We start from the raw sequence: 19,916 nt of genomic DNA, 5'->3' as shown, positions 1-19,916 counted from the left end.
TCCAGTAGGAGTAGGAAAGGTGGCTGCAGACGGGACGGGGAGAAGCTCCTTTTTCCGCGCCCAGGCAGTTCCACCCCGATCTAATGAGCAGGGAGAGAGATGTCGGTGCCTTTTTTAGAGCAAGGAACCTACGAGTTACTGCAGCAAGTAGCGCGCTTCTTTGCAGAGCGGCACCAGACTCAGGTGTATCTGGTAGGCGGAGCCGTGCGCAACCTGTTGCTGGGCCTACCCATAGTCGATTGGGATCTGGTCGTCGCTGGCGAGGCGCCGCTGTTGGCGCGCCAGCTGGCCGATGCCCTCGGCGGCTATTATGCCCATATGCATGAAAAAGCCAGCCGGGTCGTGGTACGCAAGCCAGCAGGCGAGTGGACGCTCGACGTGGCCCCGCTGGCGGGTGCCAGCATTGAAGAAGACCTGTGCCAGCGTGATTTTACAGTGAATGCGCTGGCGCTGCCCCTGGACGCCCTCCTGAGTCTGCCCTCTCCTTCTGCTCTGCTCTCCCTGCCGTGGACCGATCCTTGCGGTGGCCTGGCCGATGCTCAGGCTCGTCTGCTGCGGGTAGTCAATGAGGAGGTCTTTCGCAGCCACCCGGTGCGTCTGCTGCGCGCCATTCGCCTTTCACGCCGCTACAGCCTGCGGATCGAGCCAACGACCGAAGCCCTCATCCGCCGCGACGCCGGGCTGTTAGCCACCGAGGTGGCTGAGCGCCTCCACGGCGAGCTGTACCAGCTGCTGGGACAGGAGGATGGCACCAGCAGCTTGCGTCTGCTCGATCACTACGGCCTGCTCACGGTCCTGATCCCAGAGCTGGCCTCGGCCCGAGGCATGCCACAGCCACCCCCCCATCATTGGGACGTTTTTGAGCACTCGTTAGAGACTGTGAGCGCCCTGGAGGCAGTGGCCCGCGTCTTGTCTCCCGAGCCGCTGTTACTGGACGGGCTGTCCTGCGCTTCCTGGTGCCAGCCGCTCCTGCTGGCCCCTGAGCAGGCGGAGAAGATCGCCGAGCTGCGCACGCTGCTAGCCGAGGCGAGCCATCAGAACCTGCTGTTTCTCTCCGAGCTGACAAAGCCAGCTCTGAAGCTGGCCGCTCTCTTGCACGATATCGGCAAGCCTGTCACCCTGAGCTACGATGAGCAAGGAGTGAGCCATTTCTACGGCCACCAGCAAGCCGGTGTACCGCTCGCCGAGGAGGCGATGAAGCGCCTGAGCGCCAGCGGTCATGATCGCCATCTGGTGCGCCTGGTGACGCTCCATCACATGCGTCCCGGCCAGCTCGCCCAGCAAGAGATGGTGACGCCGCGCGCTATTCGCCGCTACTTTGTCGATCTGGGCGTGCAGGGACTGCATGTGTCCCTTTTCTCGCTGGCCGACCATCTGGCCACCTACGGCCCCGGCTATGGCCGGCGCCCCACCGGCGCCTGGGAAGCACACCTTGCCTGTGTAGCGCTGCTGCTGCGCAGCTATCTCCATGAGCGCGAGCGTTTTCTGCCAACGCGCCTGCTGACGGGTCACGAGCTGATGCGCCGTCTGGGATTGGAGCCAGGTCCGCTGATCGGCGAGCTGCTCGAAGTCATCGCAGAGGCGCGCGCCGAGGAGCGTATCCACTCGAAGGAAGAGGCCCTCTGGCTGGCACGCGAGTATCTGCAGACCCGCGCAGCCGGTAGCCCGGAGACGCCCCGTTCCGGCTCAGGAAGCTGATCCCCTCCGGCTAATGGCCCGGTTCGGCCCGGCTCAGGCTGGCTGGTGGCCTCCTCCCCCGCAGCCAGCCATGCATGATGGCTCAGCACTCATGCCCTGTTCCATTCAAAGGCCCCGTGCTATAATAACTGGCGATACCCGGCAGCCAAACGATTCCTCAAGTCACCTGGTTCAACAATTCCTAAATAGGAAACGAATAGTATGGCCAAAAAGCGCAAGAAACATAGCGGCAGCAGCTCCTCCGCAGTCCAGCGACGGGCGCAAATTCAGGCCCAGGCCCAGCTGCAGAGCCGCAGTCCACAGAGCGCCAGTGGCGCAGCGGCAGGGGGAGCCCAGAGCGGGAACGCTGCTTCGAGTTCGGCAAGCACAGCGGGAACCTCTCCCAAGAGCGTCAGCACCGCCACAGCGCGCAATACCACCCGCCCGGAAGTAAGCAGCCGCCCGAGTAGCACGGCCCGTCAGCCCCAGCGCCGCTACACACGCAGGCGCGTCAGTGGGCGAACGCGCTGGCTGATCGTCGCCGGGGCCTTGATTGTCGTGCTGGCCATCATAGGAGGTTTCATTGTCCTCTCTCAGCAGCACAGCAGCTCTGGAGCACGTGGCGGCACCGACCCCGAGGTCCTGAAGACGGTGACGAGCGTCGACTCCAATCTGCTGGCGCAAATCGGCACCGGTGGCCAGAAGAGTCCTTTACAGGCCGTCACGAATCGCGATCGACTGGTCGGCCCCCACGGCAAGCCCGAGGTCTTCTACTGGGGCGCAGAGTTCTGCCCGTATTGCGCCGCGGAACGCTGGTCGCTGGTAGTTGCTCTGAGCCGCTTTGGCCACTTCAGCGCCCTCCCAGAGACGACCTCTTCGAGTAGCGATGTCTATCCTGATACGGCCACCTTCACCTTCTACGGCAGCAGCTATACCAGCTCCTATATTGATTTTGTGCCGCTAGAGGTCGAAGACCGCAATCAGCAGGCCCTGCAGAACCCCAACCAGGAGCAGCAACAACTGGTGAACGCCCTCAATCCCAGCGGCGGTTTCCCTTTCCTGGATATCGCCAATATCTATATGTCACAAGGCCAGACCGTTGACCCGGGGTTGCTCAGCGGCCTTTCGCAGAAGGATATCGCGATTCAGATCACCAATTCAAGCACGTCCATTTCGAAGAGTATCCTGGGCGTGGCGAACTATTTGACGGCAGGGATCTGCGTGGCTACCAACGATCAACCGGCCAGCGTCTGTAAGGCCTCGTTTATTCAGGCGATTGAGAAGCAGCTTCCGCGGGTAGCTCTGGCCCATAGCGCTTCCCTGGCAGTCAACCTGACTTCACTCAGCGAGGGCTTGCCACCAGAGAGCAGCAGCCGCCTGCGCAACGGCCACCGGATGAACTAGAAAATCTGTCTGTTTGCTCTCAAGCGGCTCGGGAGGGGGCTTCTGTCCTTCCGAGCCTGGCTGCACTACGGTTGACAAGCCTATCTAGATGACGTACCATTACCGTGTGACACTCCGCTGTGGTAGAAGCCAAACGGCTTCTGCTGGAAGCTGTGCACCACACCACGAGGCGGGTTCTCGCCAGGCAAGCCCCTGGCGAGCTATACAGGTGTATGGGGCAAACCGCAGATCCGTGGGTGCCGAGCCATCCCCGACTGAGCGACCCGACCCAACCCGACGCAACCGGACGGACTGGAGCCATCTGTGAAGGTCATCGCGATATTCTATCAGGGCCGCAAGCAGCACACCGCTGAGGCTGCAGCCCAGATCGAACCATTTCTGCGCCGCCGCGGCTACGAGGTCCGCAGTGTTGATATCCGCGAGGAGGGGGAGGAGAGCCCCGCGGGCCTGCTGCAGGGCTGCGAGCTGGTCATCGTCCTGGGCGGCGATGGCACGATTTTGCACGCTGCGCGCCTGTGTGCTGCCGATGGTATTCCCATCGTAGGAGTAAAGTACGGGCGTGTCGGCTTTCTGACAGAACTGGAACCGCGCGATCTTCCCTACGAGCTTGTACACTATCTAGAGAAGGATGATTCGGTCTGGGTGGATACGCGCACTATGCTCACCGCCACCCTGGACCAGGAAGGACAAAGCGAGACCTTTCTGGCGCTCAACGATATTGTGATTGCACGCGGCACCTGGCCCCGCGTGGTGCAGGTAGGTATCTGGATCGACGATCATTTTTATAGTACAACCTATGCCGATGGGGTGATCGTCTCAACGGCTACTGGCTCAACGGCCTATAATTTAGCCGTTGGGGGGCCACTGCTCCATCCGCAGGTGCAGAGCATGGTCTTGACACCCATCGCTCCCCATCTGGCTTCCGATCGTTCGCTGATTCTTCACCCCGATGCCTGCGTGCGCCTGCAAATCGTGACCGGCTCGCAAAATGGCGTCTTCTCCGCCGATGGCCAATTGAACCGCGAGGTACGCAACGGCGCCATGGTCACTGTTCAGAAAAGCCAATATGAGACCCGCTTCCTGCGACGCCGACCACCAACTTACTTTTACCAGATTATCAATGCGAAGCTGCGAGATGACGAGTAGGATCGCTCGTACACTCACTCACTCGCTCGCTTCTCCCCCGATGCCAGGCGCGCGTTCGCCCGCGCTCCCTTCAGCAACGGGTGCCAGGTGGCAGCCCGGCTGCCGGTTCGATCCGCCGGCCCGCTGTTGCCTCCCGCTTTGCTCATCCGTTGAGAAAGTTGCCTGTGCAGTGCCATGTTGCTCGAACTGAATATTAAGGATTTCGCTATCATCGACAATCTGCATCTCACTTTCCATCGACTCTTCAACGTCTTTACCGGCGAAACGGGGGCCGGCAAGTCTATTATCATCGATGCCGTCAGCGCCCTGCTCGGAGGAAAGATCGGTGCAGAGTATGTGCGCGCCGGCTGCGAGCGCGCCAGTGTCGAGGGCGTCTTTTCGCTGGAGACGCTGCTGCCGCCCAGCGGCAATGGCTTCCAGTCCCTGGCCCGCACGGCTGAGGGGGAGGAGGAAGCAGCTGCTGTCGGCGATACGCTCTATGAGGCCCTGGAGCAGGCCGAAAGCCAGGAGGGCCGGCGCCTGGAACGCCTGCGCGCCGATCTTTCGAGCGCCGATGCGCGCCTGGCCCTCGCCAGTTTGCTCCAAGAGTATGGCCTCCAGCCCGAAGATGGAACGCTGATCCTCTCACGCGATATTTTCCGCTCGGGGCGCACGGTCTCTCGAATCAACGGACGCGCTGTCTCTCAGCACGTGCTGCAGCAGGTGGCTAGCTGGCTGATCGATATCCACGGCCAGAGCGAGCATCTCAGCCTGCTGCGCCCGGAGCAGCATGTCAACTTTCTTGATCGCTACGCTGAGCTGCTCCCGCTGCGCGAACAGCTGGCCACCCGCGTCAGCGAGTGGCGTCAGGTGCGCAAGAGCCTGCAGCAGCTTTTGCAGACGGAACGCGATGAGAGCCGCCGCGCAGAGTTCTTGCGCTTTGAGATCGAGGAAATCGAGAAGGCGGAGCTGCAGCCCGGAGAGATCGAGGAGCTGGAGCGCGAGCGCAAGGTCCTGAGCAATGCCGAACGTATGCGCGAGCTGTGCACCCTGGCTTATGGGGCCATTAAAGGGTCGGAGCTGGCCAGCGACCTGACGCAGTCGGCCCTCGATCTGTTGCGCAGCGCCGCCCGGGCCCTCAATGAGCTGGCACGCCTGGATACAAGCCTCGCGGAGCAGGAGATAAACCTGGATGAGGCCATCTATCGCCTGGAGGACGTGGCCGCCGCGATTAGCAGCTATGAGGCCGATATCGAGGATGATCCCGCCCGCCTGGCCGATATCGAGGAGCGCCTCGACCTGATCGCTCGCTTGAAACGAAAGTATGGAGCAACGATTGAGGAGATTCTCAGGCGCGCCGAGGAGGATCGCCAGGAGCTTGATCGCATCGTCAATCGCGAGGAGCATATCCGTAGGCTGGAGCAGCAGGACCAACAGCTACGTCGCGAGATCGGGCGCATTGCCCAGGAACTGTCTGCACGTCGCCGCGCCGCCGCCGCTCGCCTGGCCAGCGCGATGGAGGAGCAGCTGGATGACTTGAATATGAAGCGGGCCCGCTTCGCGGTGGAGATTCTTCAGGAGCCTGATCCCGAGGGCGTGCCAGCTACCATCGATGGCCAACCCGAGACGCTCTACGCTTGCGACGCGACCGGCATCGATCGCATCCAGTTTCTGATTGCCCCTAATCCAGGCGAGCCTCTCAAACCGCTGACGAAGATCGCTTCGGGCGGCGAGACTTCCCGCCTGATGCTGGCGTTGAAGACGATCCTGGCCCGGGCCGATGCAACGCCAACGCTGATCTTCGACGAGATCGATTCGGGCATTAGTGGACGCAGCGGCCAGGTGGTGGCCGAGAAGCTGTGGATGCTGACCCGCAACCACCAGGTGATCTGTGTGACCCATTTGCCCCAGATCGCGGCCTTCGCTGATTTGCACTTCAATGTGAATAAGCAGGTGTTGGGCGAGCGCACGATCACGATCGTCAACGAGCTGCGCCCTGAGCAGCGTGCGCGCGAGCTTGCTCACATCATGGGCGGGAGCGTGAGCGAGTTCTCTCTCAAAAGCGCTGAGGAGCTGCTGGCGCGCTCCCAGCTCTGGAAGGAGAATTGGCTGCGCCAGGTTGAGAGCCAGACAGCCAGCTCCAGTGAGGCCCCAGAGCAGAGAGCAAGCCGGGATGCCTCTCAGGCCCAGGCCCACTAGCGGGAAGGAGCGCAGCAGAGGCAATGGAGAGCTGGAGAGAGGGCAAGCACCAGAAGCGCGCTGAGGTGGCGGTGATCGGGGCAGGCGTCTCCGGCCTGGCCGCAGCACATGTGCTGCGCGACCACTCTCTGCAGGTGGCACTCTACGAGCGCGAGGAGCGCGTAGGGGGGCGGGCGACGACGCGCGTGCGCGCGGGCTTCTGCTTCGACCCCGGCGCCCAGTATATCCACGGCAACGCACCTGCCAGTGACGCCCTGCTGCTCCAGCGCCTGGCTACCTCCGAGCTGGTGGCCATCGCTAAGCCGGTCTGGACCTTCGATAGCCAGAACCGCATTCGCGAAGGCGATCCACGCCAGAACGCTCTACCTCGCTGGACGTATCGACACGGGCTGCTGACGCTGGCGGAACTGATGGCACGCGAGCTGACGGTCTATACCCACTGTGAGATCGCCCGTCTGGCCTATCTGAGACCAGGCTGGCGCCTCTTCTCCACCAGCGGTCAGGTTGTGGCTGAGGTCCCTAACGTGCTGGTAACGTTGCCCGCTCCAGAGGCGGCGGCCTTGATGGCTGCGAGCGAGCTGCCATCTGAGCTTCAGCAGACTCTGCTGGCCGAGCTCGGCAAGGCTCGCTATCGTCCTCTGCTCTCAGTCGCCCTGGCCTGGCCCCGAAGCGCGCTCCCACCTACCCCTTACTATGCCCTGGTCAATAGCGATAAGGCTCATCCTATCTCCTGGCTGGCTCGCGAGGAGGAAAAGAGTCCCGAGCGGGTTCCACCGGCCTGGACATTGCTTATCGTTCAGCTCGCCCCCGACTATAGCCGGGCACACTGGTCCTGGGATGACCAGGCCCTGGCCACAGCTGCGACAACCCTGGTCTCGACACTGCTCGGTCAGCGCCTGCCAGCCGCCGACTTCTACGACGTCCAGCGCTGGCCTCTGGCTCTTCCAGAACCAGAAACGCTGCTGGAAGCAGAAGCCCTACATAGGGTGAGCGCCCCCTATGGGCTGTTCTTCAGCGGCGACGCTTTTACTGGCGGACGAGTGCACCTGGCCCTGGCACAGGGAGAAGAGAGCGCTTTCCGCCTGCTGACCAGCCGTCGTTAGCGCTCTCCTCTTTCCTCCTTCTCTTGAGCCAGATCCGCCCACCTGAGCGAGCGAGCCGCTGGCAGCACGCTGGACGGATATGCTACAATACTAGCGAGTATTTGCTACTGGCTGGCAGCGGACCCACCCGCCCACTCTGCACTGGTACAGGCCAGAAGCGCCGGCAACGAGTCTGCCCCAGGGTGAGAGGTGCTTTTCTCATGCTCCAGCCAGCCTCTTACAGCAGTACAGGGATACTGCCAGGCGGCGGCAATCTGCCAGCCGGCCAGTACGTAAGGATCGTGAGGCTATGAGCAAGACTATCCTCAGCACGGTGTTGCTGTTTCTTGTATTTGCGGCCTTTCTGTGGTGGGGACTTTGGCAACTGGCGAATCGCACAAGCACAGAAGATGTTATCTATGCCCTGATGCTCTTGGGATGCGCAGGCTATGCTCTCGTTTCTATTCTGCTGCTGCCACGCAAGAAGGTAGAGGACGAGCGAGAACGGCAGAGTAGAAAGGCCAGACATGCCCAGCGCTAGGCGAACTGACCTACGAGAGCAACGCAGGTAATCATGAGCAGCTTATGGTAGAGGAGCACACCACCCCCTTTGCGATTCGCCTGGCCTGCGCGGAGGATATCCAGAGCATCGAATACCTGGATCGCTTCGGCACCTCGCCCACGCGCAACATTCATCGCGAGCTGGAGAAATATTTCGGCTCGGTTGATCCCTCAACACATGAGCGTGGCCTGATTTTTCTTGGGGAGCTGGAGGGACAAGCGGTGGCCAAGGCAGAGCTGATGCTGCCACCCTCCGACGGCAGCGAGGGAAGCCGTACTGGCTATATCCGCCGGGTAGTGGTTCTGCCGGAATATCGGCAGCGCGGTTTTGCTCGCCGCCTGCTCCACTACATTATCGATTTTGCCCGCCAACAGGAGCAGCTGGAGGCACTCGATCTGCACGTTTGGGAGGAGAACAGGCCGGCGATTCGCCTCTATGAGGCGTTGGGCTTCCAGTTGCAGCACCGTGAGCTGTATTATCGCCTTCCCCTCTAGCCAGGCCAGCGGTGGCGCTTCGCCGCCCACTTCCCATTGTCCACCCCGCTCGTAGGCTTGCCCACGCCCCATCTCTGCAAGACGAAACAGCCTCCGCAGCCCCACGCCAATTTGTGACGCCCGGCTCTTCCTCTTCGTTGTAAGACTCAGGCTGGGGAAACATCAGAGGAAGCCCTACCCCGCCCGCTCTCTGGCCGCCCCGGCTCGACTGGTGCGACTGCATGGCCGGTGAGCCTGACCGGAGAGCAGATCAGGCCGTCTCCCACAGGTTCCCGGTGCCAGTTGGGTAGTGGTCCTGTCATGCGCACGAGTATACAACAGGCTTGCCTTACATCAGTATCAGGAGGGAAGTGGAACGCTATGGTGCAGCCATCCCTACTGCCCCCGTCCCTGGAGGCGTGCGAGCAGCAGGCCACGCAGGCCACCACCACAGCCAAACGCAGCTGGTTACGGTTCTTCTTCAGTGAGGATCACAGCCCCGATAACTATCTGGTCCGCGCCCTGCAGGAGCGCGCAGTCTGGATCGGCATCGCCCTAATCCTGCAAGCGCTCAACGAGATCGATCATCATCTCTATATGCCTTACTTGCTCCCCTACGGCTCGCTCATTCCCTTGGGCTTGATTCTGGGCAGCTTCGCCGCCATGCTGATGGCTCTGCGCCCCCTACCGCCTCGGCCTCAGCCGCGGACTCTGAGCCAGCCTTTTCCGCGGCGTTGGCAGCGTATCGCTCTCATCCTTATCTTGCTGACAAGCCTGGTAGGCGTGATAGAGCTAGGCCGCGGTATCGTGATGTGCTTTCTCCCTCCCGAGTTCTCCAACGACGGCACGACCCTGGACACCAACGCTGCCGCTCTCCTGGTGGCAGGGCACAACCCCTATAGCGATTCGAACTTCGTGAGCATTGCGCGCACCTTTGTGATCCAACCCGATTGGACCACCCCTCTGCGTCAGGGCCGTTTTGCCAACCGCCTGGACTATCCCTCGGATGCTGAGCTGGCGGCTGCTTTCACGGCAGCGCTCAAAACGGGCCAGGCTCCTGAGTTCGAGGGCAAGGTGAGCTATCCCGCTCTCTCTTTTCTGACCCTCGTTCCTTTCGTGCTGCTTCACTCGCCTTTACGCGATGTGAACGTGCTCCCTCTATATTTGCTGAGCTATCTGCTGATCGTGGCAATCGCCTGGCGCCTGGCTCGCCGGGAGCTGCGCCCCTGGGTTTTGCTATTGAGCCTGGCCAATGTCCCAATGTGGGCCTCCACAATAGGTGCGAACCTCGATATTGTTTGCTGCCTGTTACTGCTGCTCGCCTGGCTGCTGCGCGAGCGCGGCTGGCTCTCGGCTCTCCTGCTAGGTCTGGCCATCGCCACAAAGCAACCAGCCTGGTTCTCGACTCCTTTTTATTTGATTATGGCCTGGCGTCTCTACCAGCCACGCGAGGCTCTGCGCCGCCTGGGCATCGCTGCTTTGACAGCTCTGGCGCTCAATCTCCCGTTTATTGTCTGGAACCCGGGGGCTTTTGTCTCCGGCGTGCTAGCCCCTCTCAACGATCCGATGTTCCCTCTCGGGGTCGGAATTATTAATCTGAGCGCCACGCATCTGATTCCCTATCTCCCTGAAAAGGTCTACCTCGCTCTTGAGCTGACAGCAATGGTGGCTTCCCTGGCCTGGTACTGGCAGATCTGTCGCACACGACCAGAGGCGGCCTTCTTTTTGGCTGTGGTACCGCTCTTCTTCGCCTGGCGCAGTCTCTCATCCTACTTCTACTGTGCAGCCTTCCCGCTCTTTGTGCTACAGATGGCTCGCCTGCGCCAAAAGACAGCCCCTGAGCGCGAGCAGCATCCTGCCCGGCGCCCCGCTTCCAGCGAGCCGTTGCCGACACTGGCCGGGCAGCCCTCGCTGCCAGCTCTGAGCGGACGGGCCGCTTTGCAACCCGCGGGGGCGGGACTGCTGTCGAGCCTGCCGACAGTCGATTCGTTATCGGCCCTGCCATTGCAGCGGCGGTCACGGTTGTCGGGCTAGCCAGGTCAGCTGCCCATGTGCGGTCTTGCGTTCTGTGGGCAGGCCAGCCTGGCCTGCCTGGCTGTCAGTAGATGAGGTCTCGACGCCTCACGCCCGGACGTGATACAATCCTCCCAACAGAGACAGAGGTATGTCGCCGCGAGGGGAGGAGCAGAATACTACTCATATGGCACGTAAGAAAGAAATTGCCAGCCCAGCCTCTGCAGAGGATCAGGCCCGCCTCCAGAGCCTGCTCGCTCAGGTCTCTGATCTGGCCAGGCAGCTCCGCAGCAGTCAGAGTCAGCAGGAGGCGGAGGCTGCGCTGGCGCCTATTACTTCCGCTCCCGTAAGCGTCCAGTTCGCTTTGTTGCGAGAGCTGGCGCAGGGATCGCTCGCATCCCCAGGAAGGGAGCAGTCTCAGGAACCGCAGGGACCTCAAGGGCTTTCCTCCGCAGCAGAAGGGCCTCGTTGGAGCGGGCAGGACGCTGCCGATCTCTTGCAGGCTCTTTATCATTACAGCCCCGAGAAGGAGTGTCGCAAGGAAGCCAGGCGCTCGCTGATTCGCCTGGAAGGGGCCCGCCTTTATCCTCAATGGCAGCCGCCTCGCGAGCAGCCGACGACTTTCCAGGCTCGCCCTCCACGCTTCTGGAAGGGGTTGGTGTCAGAGACCCGCGAGCGGGGCGAGGTTCAGCTCTTACTTTGCTGGGAAGAGGGCTACGCCTATGACGAGGCGCGCCTGATCGCTTTGCAGCTGGATTTCTGGCAGCAAGGGGTCCGCGATTGCATCGTCGAGCGCGCAGGTAAACGCCGTATTGAGGCACGCCTTAGTGAACTGACTGGCCTCCTGGAAGAGGCCCGCTTTCAGGAGTGTACGCTGGCCGAGGGACGCCGCTTGCTGGAGGAGGCCCTGGCCGTGAGCCGCTGGCGCGGGCAGGAGTTGCCAGAAAGCTATCGCTATCATCTGCCGCTGATCCGTCAGCTGATACTGGAAGCCCCCGAGGCCGAGGCCGGCCAGGATCGCGGCCTGACCTTCATTCAGACAGGTCTCGACCCGGAAGAGCTGGCTCTGACCTTTATCGGCGCCTGGTCACTGGGCGACTTCGGGCTGGCCTATGATTTGTTAACGCCACAGAGTCCCTTGCGCGAGGGGCTGAGCCGCGAGGAGTGGATCGAACGTCGCCGCGCATGGGCCAATGAGGCCCATCCCGCCCGCCTGACAGTCAGCTTCGTGACCGAAAGCGAGCAGCCGCAAAGCGGGCTCTGGCTGCCAGGCAGTACTCTCTCCAGCCGTGGCCCGCGCAAGCTGGTTGAGATCGGCTGGTCATTGGAGTTGAGCGAGACACCCCTGAGCGGCACTTTGCCAGAAATGGCAATGGGCACGGCGGTAAATAAGGAAACAGGCCGCCATTGGCTCTGGACAAGCTATACGCTGCAGCGCCAAGACGAGGTCTGGCGCATCCATTCAATGACCGATGAGGGCGCCCGCGCTCAGGGCCTGCCGATCCCTGAACTGCAACAGCGCATTAAGGAGCACGATGAGCGCGTACGCGAGATTTCAGTGCAGCAGCGCGAGGCTCTACTGAAGAGCATTTCGCTACTGGACCGGCCTGATCCGCAGGTGCTGCTCGAAGAGGTGACGCGCCGCCTGACCCAGGCCCTGCACTATGAGGATGCCCTGATGGTGCGCCTTCCGCTCGACCAGCAGATTGTCGAGAATGCCTATAACCATGCCGCCTCGCTCCGTAATGGTGAGCGAGCAATGGCCTATCTGGAGCGCCTGGCGCAGCGCTTCCCGGGCCGCCGTGCCGATGCTTTGCGCGAGCTGGCGATGACCGAGGATAGTCTGGCTACTCTTTTCGAGCAGCAGGGCTTGAAGGAGCGGAGCCGCCGCTTCGACGAGCTGGCCGAGCAGCACATGCAGGAGTCGCAGGCTCTGCGTCCGACAGCTCTTGGCTACGCGCTCCTGGCCCAGATGAAGCTGCAGCATACAGCGGCCCCACTCCCTCCGCCAGAAGTTCTGCAGGAGGCGGAACAGCTGCTGACCCAGGCGCGGGCGCTCAATCCCAATCGCGCCGAGGAGACCATCATCGAGGCGGTACTGGGGACGATCGCCAGTGCACGCGACGACCAGCCACAGGCTTTGCAGCACTACGAACGGGCCGCCTCGCTCAGCCCCGATTACCCCGGAATCTGGCTAGCCTTGAGCCATACCCAGCGTGTCCTTGGCCGACGGACAGAGGCCCGCGAGAGCCTGCGACGTGCTCTCCGCCACAATCCCACCGATCTGCAAGCCTACAGCGAGCTGGTTAACCTGGCCGTCGAGGAACGGCAGTTCGGAGAGGCGCGTGCAGTGCTAGACGAGGGCCTGAAGCAGCTTCCCCAGTCGGCTCATCTGCGCGCGCTGCTGGCGATGGTGCTCGCCGAGCAGGGTGACCTGCGTCAGGCGCAGCGCTTTCTAGAAGAGGCGGAGCAGATCGATCAGCGCCTGCCCAGCGTGCAAGCCGCACGCGAGCTTTTGAACGAACGTAGGAAACAGCGATGATGGAGGGAGAGCGTTCGCTGACCTACCACACGGTGACCCTGGGACCACTGGCGCGCAGCGGTCTGGCTCAGGCGGAGATTCCTGGCGAGCGTCCGAGCGAGACAGGAGAGGCCCCCATCCCTCAGCCGCGGATAGTGGAGGTGCCCGCCGGCCTGCCAGGTGAGCGCGTGACGATTGCCATTGAGGAGCTGGCACCTTCTGCCCGTCGGCGACGTGCTCGTCGGCACGTGCCACCGCGCGTCTGGATCAGCGCTATTCACGAAGCCTCTCCTGTGCGGGTGCCTGCTCCCTGCCCGGTCTTTGGTATCTGCGGCGGCTGCCAGCTACAACATATGCGCTACGATGCTCAGCTGGCCTGGAAGCGCGAGGTGGTTGTTTCTTTGCTGCACGAGGTCGGCGGCTTTGAGGAATCGGAGTTGCGTGAGCTTGTGCGGTCGACCGAGCCGTGTGATATTCCCTGGCACTATCGCAATCACATGCGCTTTTCGGTCAATCGCGAGGGCCAGCCGGGACTGACGGCACGTGGCAGCCATCGCGTGCTGCCACTGAGCACCTGTCCGATTGCCCATGAGCGGATTAACACCGTTCTAGGGGTGTTGGCGCGCCACGTTAATCCACGCCCCCAGGTCCTGGTACGCTGTGGTGCCGCCACAGGCCAGGTGCTTATTCAGCCGGCTCCGGCGCCAGAGGTTGCAGAGGAGCTGAGCCAGGCCGGCCTCGAGGTCCACACCGAGGCCTTCGAGGAGCGCCTGGCTGGCGAGATCTTCCGCATTCGCCCCAGCTCGTTTTTCCAGACCAACACGGTCCAGGCTGAAAAGATGGCGCGCCTGATCATCGAGGGCCTGCTTCAGGGAAAGCCTGCGACCAGCGACGTTGGCGCCTCAGCCTTCGGGCAGAGTCAGATGGTGCCCGGACCCGTTGAACCAGAGCGCCGACCAGTCCTGGCCGATGCCTACTGCGGCGTGGGAACCTTCGCCCTGCTTTTGGCAGGCTATGCGAGCAAGGTCTACGCCATTGAGGAGTCGCCCAGCGCTATTCAGGATGCTCAGTGGAATCTGCGTCATGTCAACAACGTTGAGATTCTGAAAGGCAAGGTGGAGCAGCTTCTGCCTGCGCTGGCCAGTCAACTCGATGGCCTGGTTCTTGATCCTCCGCGCGCTGGTTGCCAGGAGGCGGTCCTGGAGGCCCTAGTACAGCACCCTGTGACGAGGATCGTCTATGTCTCTTGCGATCCGTCGACGCTGGCCCGCGATTTGCAGGTCCTTTGCCGGCGCCAGACCACCTACCGGCTTCTCTCGGTTCAGCCACTGGATATGTTCCCACAGACGAGCCATATTGAATGTCTTGCAATCTTGGAGAGAGGGGCATGAATGATCAGATGAGCAGCGAAGGCAGCCAGCGGCCACCAGTCTTGTTACTGGCATCGGCTTCTCCCCGCCGACGCCAACTGATGGCCCAGCTGGGCCTACCTTTCAAGGTAGCAGTGTCTCCACTCGATGAAGAGCAGCTTGAGGCGAGCTACAAGGGTCCCGCCGAAAAGCTGGGGCGCTGGCTGGCCGAGCAGAAAGCGGAGGCCGCCCTGGCCTTGCCCGAGGCTGCTGGCTGCCTCGTGGTGACCGCCGATACCACAGTCATTCTCGATGGGATCTCACAGGGGAAGCCGCGCGATGCCGCCCACGCCCGAGAGATCTTGCGCCGGCTGCGCGGACGCTGGCACCAGGTCATTACAGGGGTGGCCGTGGCCCTCCCACGAAGCGCAGACGAGACCGGCAAGTCAGGCGGCCATCACGACCAGAGACAGGCCCTGATTAGCAGCAGTCAGTGTGTGACCCCGGTCTTGATGCGCGCCTACAGCGATGAGGAGATCGAGACCTATATTGCCAGCGGCGACCCGCTCGATAAGGCTGGCGCCTATGGCATTCAGAATCCAGCCTTTCAGCTGCCCGAGCGCATTGCCGGCTGCTATCTCAATGTGGTGGGCTTTCCACTCTGTACCCTGAGCACACTGCTGCAGGCTGGCGGCTTCTCTCTGCCAGCTCACGCGCAGCCTCTGCCAGGCAGCCGCTGCCCCTGGTCAGAGCACTGCCTGCTGTCAGCCGGGAAGAGTATGATATAATTTGCGACGAAGTAATACACATCACACGCTCTTTTCAGGGAACACAAAGAGCTGGACGCGGGTTTGCAATGGGAATCCAGGTGCAACAGTTTATCTACTCGATCCTGACTCTCCTCATCGCGGGAGCAGCGGGCTTTTTTTTACGTCGCCTGCTCGTTGGGCGCCTGCGCCAGACCGTGCTGGATGCCTGGCTGGTCGAAACCTTGGGCGTGATGCTCATTTTGCTCCTGCTCGCCCTTGGGGTGGTGGTGGTCATTAGCATCTGGAGCATCAGCAATCTGCAGCTGCTATGGCATAGCTTCGCAGGCAATCTGGCAATAGAGAAGCTGGCCAACTATATGGGCGATGTCTGGACCGTCATCCTGAGCGCCGTCATTCTGGTACTCGGCATTGGCGTCGGACGCACGGTAAGCAAGATTACTATCCGCAATCTGGCAGAGAACCGCATCGACATCAACACGCGGACGCTGATCGGGCGCATGCTGAGTTTTGTGGTGCTGGGCATCGCCGTCTTCTGGATTCTTGCCCTCTGGCACCTCTCGATCGAGACACCGCTGGCGATTTTGGGCACCCTCACGGTGGCCTTTACTTTTGCGATCCAGGATATCCTCAAGGATCTCGTGGCAGGTTTCTACATTCTGGTCGAGCGCCCTTTCCACATTGGGGATGAGATCAGCATCGAGGGAGGAACCGCCGGAACCCTGACAGGGCGCGTCGAAGAGGTGCAGCTACGCGCGACGAAGGTCCGTCTGGTCAGCGGCGAGGAAGTGACGATTCCCAATGCACGGATTTTTAGCACCACTGTCATCAACAATACTTTTTATGGCGAACGCCGCGTGACTCTGACGATGACTCTGCCTCAGGAGCAGTACGATCGCGAGCAGACGCCCGCACGGATTCTGGGTATCCTGCTCGAAATCGATGAGATTATCCCCAAGCCAGAGCCAGTGGCCACCATTAGTGGCTATACGCGCGAGACAGTGACCCTGACAGTACGCTTCTGGATCGTCCACGGCCAGAGCGGCGTGATTGCCGACGCCCTGCATGCCCTACGCAACGCCTTTGTAGAGGCCGAGCTGACGGTCAAGGAGTCTGCCGGTGCTATTTAGCCGCTCAGCCGGTCGGGTGGACGCGCCGCCTACAATTCTTGCTGAGAGGAGTTGTTTTCGCCTATGGGACAGACGCCAGCCGTGAGGCGCATCGGCTTGCTGGGAGGGACCTTCGACCCGATTCACTACGGGCACCTGGTGATCGCCGAGGAGGTACGGGCCACACTGGCACTCAGCGAGGTGGTGTTTATCCCGGCTGGTCAGCCGCCCCATAAGCCGAGCCGCCCGGTGACTCCTGCGGAGCATCGCCTCGCTATGCTGCGGCTGGCCATCGCGTCGAATCCCGCTTTCTCTCTCTGCGAGATCGAGATCGAGCGACCAGGCCCTTCTTATACGGTGGATACACTGCGCCTGCTGCGCGAGCGCTGGGGATCACAACCGGTCTCACTGGCTTTTATCCTGGGCGCCGATAGCCTGGCCGAGTTCACGAGTTGGTACAACGCCGCCGGCGTCCTGGCGCAGCTCGATTGCCTGGTGGCAGTAGGCCGCCCTGGTTATCGCCCGCCCCAGGAGCTGGTTACAGCCCTGGAAGAGCGCCTCCCGGGCATACGCGAACGACTCCGTGTGGTCAATGCGCCCTACCTCTCCATCTCGGCAAGCGATCTGCGTCGGCGGGTGGCGGAGAGGCGCCCGATCAAATACCAAACACCAGAGAGTGTCGAGGCGTATATTGCACAGCACCAGCTCTATCGCGAGTCGGTGCCACGTGAACCAGCAGAGGGGAGGTCCAGCGATGTCCAGGATGCCCATGCATCTTGAGCTTGGGGACCGCTTGCGCCTGCGTAAGCCGCATCCGTGCGGCGGGTCAACCTGGCAGGTGGTACGTCTGGGCGCCGATATCGGCCTGCGCTGTGAGACGTGTGGGCGGCGCGTGTTGTTGCCCCGCTCGGAGGTGGAGCGGCGCACGAAGGAACGGCTGCCGCCCTTGACTCCGCCGCATGACGATCCGCAGGCGCCGCCAACTTTCCAGCCCTGACTGACCGATGGCGAGAGAGAGGGCCAGGAACTGCCAGAACCAGAATCCGAAGAGGCAGACGAGCGGAGGGAAAAGGTTCCAGCCCCAGCCTCGGCCAGGGATTGGAGCCACCACCAGCTCAAGTCTACAGATGGTCACGGCTCCGCGCCTGGCTGTGGTCATTGCTCCATGTTTACTTCGAAGCTAGCACATTTGGGAGAGATGCTATGGATGTTGCCAGGTCCAAGCAAGGGGGAGGCTTCAAGACACTTCTCAGGAAGAAGAACTTTGTCTACCTCTGGCTCGCTCAGTTGATCTCGATGACTATCCTCAACGCCTCCAATTACGCTATCATGGTCCTCGTTGAGGAGGTCACGGGGTCGACGACGCTGGTGGGCGTGGCGATTATCAGCTTCAGCTTGCCCGCATTGCTCTTCAGCGCTCCTGCCGGCGTCTTTGTCGACCGCTTGGACAAACGGCTGATTCTCTGGGGCAGCAACTGCCTGCGCGCGATCGCGAGCTTCGGCTTTGTGATCTCGCTGCTGATCGACGCCAGACAGCTGATCCCCGCCTATTTGCTGACCTTCTTGATTTCAAGTATCGGTCAGTTTTTTACACCCGCAGAGAGTTCGACAATCCCCCTGCTGGTCGACGAGGATGAGCTGATGCCCGCCCTGGCGCTCTTCAATATCACCTTTATGACGTCTATGGCCCTGGGGATGATTATTTTCGCCCCGCTGGTGCTGAGCCTGCTCCCCACTTTCCAGCTCTTTTCGATGACTGTGCAGCCTGTGGAGACGCTCTATTTCTTGATCGGACTGCTCTATCTGCTCTGCGCAGGCCTGATCTTGCTGATCCCCCCTCCCGCTTTCGAGCAGCACACTCCGCATCGCCCTGCCGCTTCCGGTGAGGACCTGGCTACGCAGTCGCTGAGCCTGTTCGGCAATATCGGCAGCGAAATGCGTCAGGGCTGGCTCTTCATTCGCCAGAATAAACCGCTGCTGCTGGCCGTGGTACAGCTCTCGTTCGCCGGTATCTTGCTGGCTTTGGTGGCTGAGCTGGCCACGGCTTTGGTGACACGGCTCTTCCTGCTTCCAGCCGATACCCTGGCCTTTGTCTTCGCTCCCGCCGGCATCGGCCTGGTGCTGGGCTCGCTCTTTATGCCGCGCATCACGCGCCGCCTGGGTATATCTCGCTCGATTCTTCTGGGCTGCCTGGGCTTCGCCTTGATCATTCTGCTCCTGCCACTATTAACACTCATTGCCCGCAGCCTGCAGCCAACAGGCTGGAATACTCAGCCGCTCTTCCTGGGCAGCGCCGCCCTGATTATGTTCTTGGGCGGCATCGCCCTGGATTGTATTAATATCCCCGCTCAGACACGTGTGCAGGAGGAGACACCTGAGTGGATTAAGGGCCGTGTGCTGGCACTGCAGTTAATGCTCTATAACGCCGGGACGATCCCGGTAATTCTGCTGACTGGCGCGGCAGCCGACCTGCTCGGCATCGATCGCGTGATCTATTTGTTGTCTCTGGCTATCTTGCTCTTCGCTCTCTGGGGCTTCTTCTATGAGCGCCGCCACCCCGCTGTCGCTACTTGCTTGCAGGAGGAGCCAGAGGAAGAATATGGGCAAGAGGAGTTTGAGTCGGAAGCCAATGAGATCAGTCGCTGATTCCGGAAAAACGTGACCCTATTGACGCTCGTCCCGATCCTTCTCTACAATAGTGATAAGATGAGAGGCCGTCGCGCTGTCGACTGTCGCTGAGGCTATGCTCATGGACCCTGCCCTGACTGCTCAGATTAAGCCCTACGAACCCTGGCTGTTGATCGCCGGTGTTTTCGTGCTCTTCATCCTGCTCCGCCTGACCTGCCGTGCTTTGCGCCATCGCGTCGATCGCATCGGCTATCGCTTGTTCGGCGAGCGGGGCCTGCTGATCTGGTTCTGGATGAATGCCCCCGGCGTCATCTTGCATGAACTTTGCCACGCCCTGGTGGTGCTGCTCTTTCGCCCCTTTGGCTTCCGCATTACCAAAATCACGCTCTTCCGCATCAAACCGCTAGTGCAGGAAAGAGCCTACGGCATGCTCCAGCGTGGCACCCCCCAGGCCCTGCAGCTCGGCGAGGTGCAATATGTGCGCCCGCCAGGGCGTCTGGTCAGCCATATCGGCGATGGCCTGAGCGCCGTCGCTCCTTTGATCGGAGGAATTGGGGCCATCATTTTTCTCTACTGGGTGGCCACTGGCTACAATATCTGGGAGGTACGTCTGCAGTTGATCCGGCCAGGCTGGCCCTGGTGGACGCTCCTCTTCGCCCCTTACTTGATTTTGACTATTACCGCTGAGCTTTGGCCCAGCTCCCAGGACTGGCGCGGCGCGCGCTGGCTCTTGACGGGCCTCTTGCTCGTAGCTGTGGCGACGCTAGCACTGCTCTGGTATACGCATTTGCTGGTCTTCAACGCAGCTCTCTTGCAGGGAGTGGCCTCTGTAGCTCTCCACATCGATTTCGCTTTGCTGGCTCTGCTGATCCTCGACCTGGCCATCTTTATTGTCGCCGATCTCCTCAACCGGCTGTTGTGACCGACTCCGTTCGCCTGCACTTGACCTAGATATCTGCCCGCCCACCGGGGCCTGATACCGTTGCCGTCGGGGGACGGTGGTCTGC

The 19,916-nt window shown here is 61.5% G+C and carries 16 protein-coding genes; all 16 read left to right on the top strand.

What is annotated here, in order from left to right; translation table 11 throughout:
• The first annotated feature begins 99 nt into the window (after positions 1-99).
• Positions 100-1,698: a tRNA nucleotidyltransferase/poly(A) polymerase-related protein gene (locus tag N688_RS03570; protein ID WP_052888003.1), complete on the top strand. Its 1,599-nt coding sequence runs from the start codon at positions 100-102 to the stop codon at positions 1,696-1,698.
• 201 nt (positions 1,699-1,899) lie between these two features.
• Positions 1,900-3,081, top strand: a complete 1,182-nt coding sequence (locus N688_RS03565; protein ID WP_052888002.1) for a DUF929 family protein — start codon at positions 1,900-1,902, stop codon at positions 3,079-3,081.
• Positions 3,082-3,384: 303 nt separating this feature from the next.
• Positions 3,385-4,227 (top strand): NAD(+)/NADH kinase, encoded by an 843-nt coding sequence (locus N688_RS03560; protein ID WP_052888001.1) that lies wholly within the window; start codon positions 3,385-3,387, stop codon positions 4,225-4,227.
• A gap of 174 nt (positions 4,228-4,401) precedes the next feature.
• Complete coding sequence (recN, locus tag N688_RS03555) at positions 4,402-6,405, top strand: DNA repair protein RecN (RefSeq protein ID WP_052888000.1); 2,004 nt, start codon at positions 4,402-4,404, stop codon at positions 6,403-6,405.
• A gap of 23 nt (positions 6,406-6,428) precedes the next feature.
• Positions 6,429-7,508: an NAD(P)/FAD-dependent oxidoreductase gene (locus tag N688_RS03550; protein ID WP_052887999.1), complete on the top strand. Its 1,080-nt coding sequence runs from the start codon at positions 6,429-6,431 to the stop codon at positions 7,506-7,508.
• A gap of 289 nt (positions 7,509-7,797) precedes the next feature.
• Positions 7,798-8,028 carry a hypothetical protein gene (locus N688_RS03545; protein WP_052887998.1) on the top strand — a complete coding sequence of 77 codons (231 nt, stop codon included), beginning with the start codon at positions 7,798-7,800 and terminating at the stop codon, positions 8,026-8,028.
• 44 nt (positions 8,029-8,072) lie between these two features.
• A complete protein-coding gene (locus N688_RS03540; protein ID WP_052887997.1) occupies positions 8,073-8,543 on the top strand; it encodes a GNAT family N-acetyltransferase in 471 nt (156 codons plus the stop codon).
• Positions 8,544-8,903: 360 nt separating this feature from the next.
• Complete coding sequence (locus N688_RS03535; RefSeq protein WP_052887996.1) at positions 8,904-10,556, top strand: glycosyltransferase 87 family protein; 1,653 nt, start codon at positions 8,904-8,906, stop codon at positions 10,554-10,556.
• Positions 10,557-10,722: 166 nt separating this feature from the next.
• Entirely contained in the window at positions 10,723-13,077 is a 2,355-nt protein-coding gene (locus N688_RS03530) for a tetratricopeptide repeat protein (protein WP_052887995.1), read from the top strand.
• A complete protein-coding gene (locus N688_RS03525) occupies positions 13,074-14,447 on the top strand; it encodes a class I SAM-dependent RNA methyltransferase (RefSeq protein WP_081838474.1) in 1,374 nt (457 codons plus the stop codon). The genes N688_RS03530 and N688_RS03525 overlap by 4 nt, the downstream gene beginning before the upstream one ends.
• Complete coding sequence (locus N688_RS03520; protein ID WP_052887993.1) at positions 14,444-15,193, top strand: Maf family protein; 750 nt, start codon at positions 14,444-14,446, stop codon at positions 15,191-15,193. Before N688_RS03525 ends, N688_RS03520 begins: the two co-directional genes overlap by 4 nt.
• Positions 15,194-15,273: 80 nt before the next feature.
• The gene (locus tag N688_RS03515; RefSeq protein WP_162179481.1) at positions 15,274-16,302 is read left to right on the top strand and encodes a mechanosensitive ion channel family protein; all 1,029 of its coding nucleotides are present in this window, start codon (positions 15,274-15,276) and stop codon (positions 16,300-16,302) included.
• A gap of 63 nt (positions 16,303-16,365) precedes the next feature.
• Positions 16,366-17,061 (top strand): nicotinate-nucleotide adenylyltransferase, encoded by a 696-nt coding sequence (gene nadD / locus N688_RS03510; protein ID WP_202901833.1) that lies wholly within the window; start codon positions 16,366-16,368, stop codon positions 17,059-17,061.
• The gene (locus tag N688_RS22165) at positions 17,045-17,278 is read left to right on the top strand and encodes a DUF951 domain-containing protein (RefSeq protein ID WP_081838473.1); all 234 of its coding nucleotides are present in this window, start codon (positions 17,045-17,047) and stop codon (positions 17,276-17,278) included. Before nadD ends, N688_RS22165 begins: the two co-directional genes overlap by 17 nt.
• A gap of 206 nt (positions 17,279-17,484) precedes the next feature.
• Positions 17,485-18,927, top strand: a complete 1,443-nt coding sequence (locus N688_RS03500) for an MFS transporter (protein ID WP_052887990.1) — start codon at positions 17,485-17,487, stop codon at positions 18,925-18,927.
• 103 nt (positions 18,928-19,030) lie between these two features.
• Complete coding sequence (locus N688_RS03495) at positions 19,031-19,831, top strand: hypothetical protein (RefSeq protein WP_156025274.1); 801 nt, start codon at positions 19,031-19,033, stop codon at positions 19,829-19,831.
• Positions 19,832-19,916 lie beyond the last annotated feature (85 nt).

The sequence above is a fragment of the Thermogemmatispora carboxidivorans genome (assembly GCF_000702505.1).
GTDB classification, from domain to species: domain Bacteria; phylum Chloroflexota; class Ktedonobacteria; order Ktedonobacterales; family Ktedonobacteraceae; genus Thermogemmatispora; species Thermogemmatispora carboxidivorans.
This window is presented reverse-complemented; position numbering and strand designations above follow the sequence as displayed.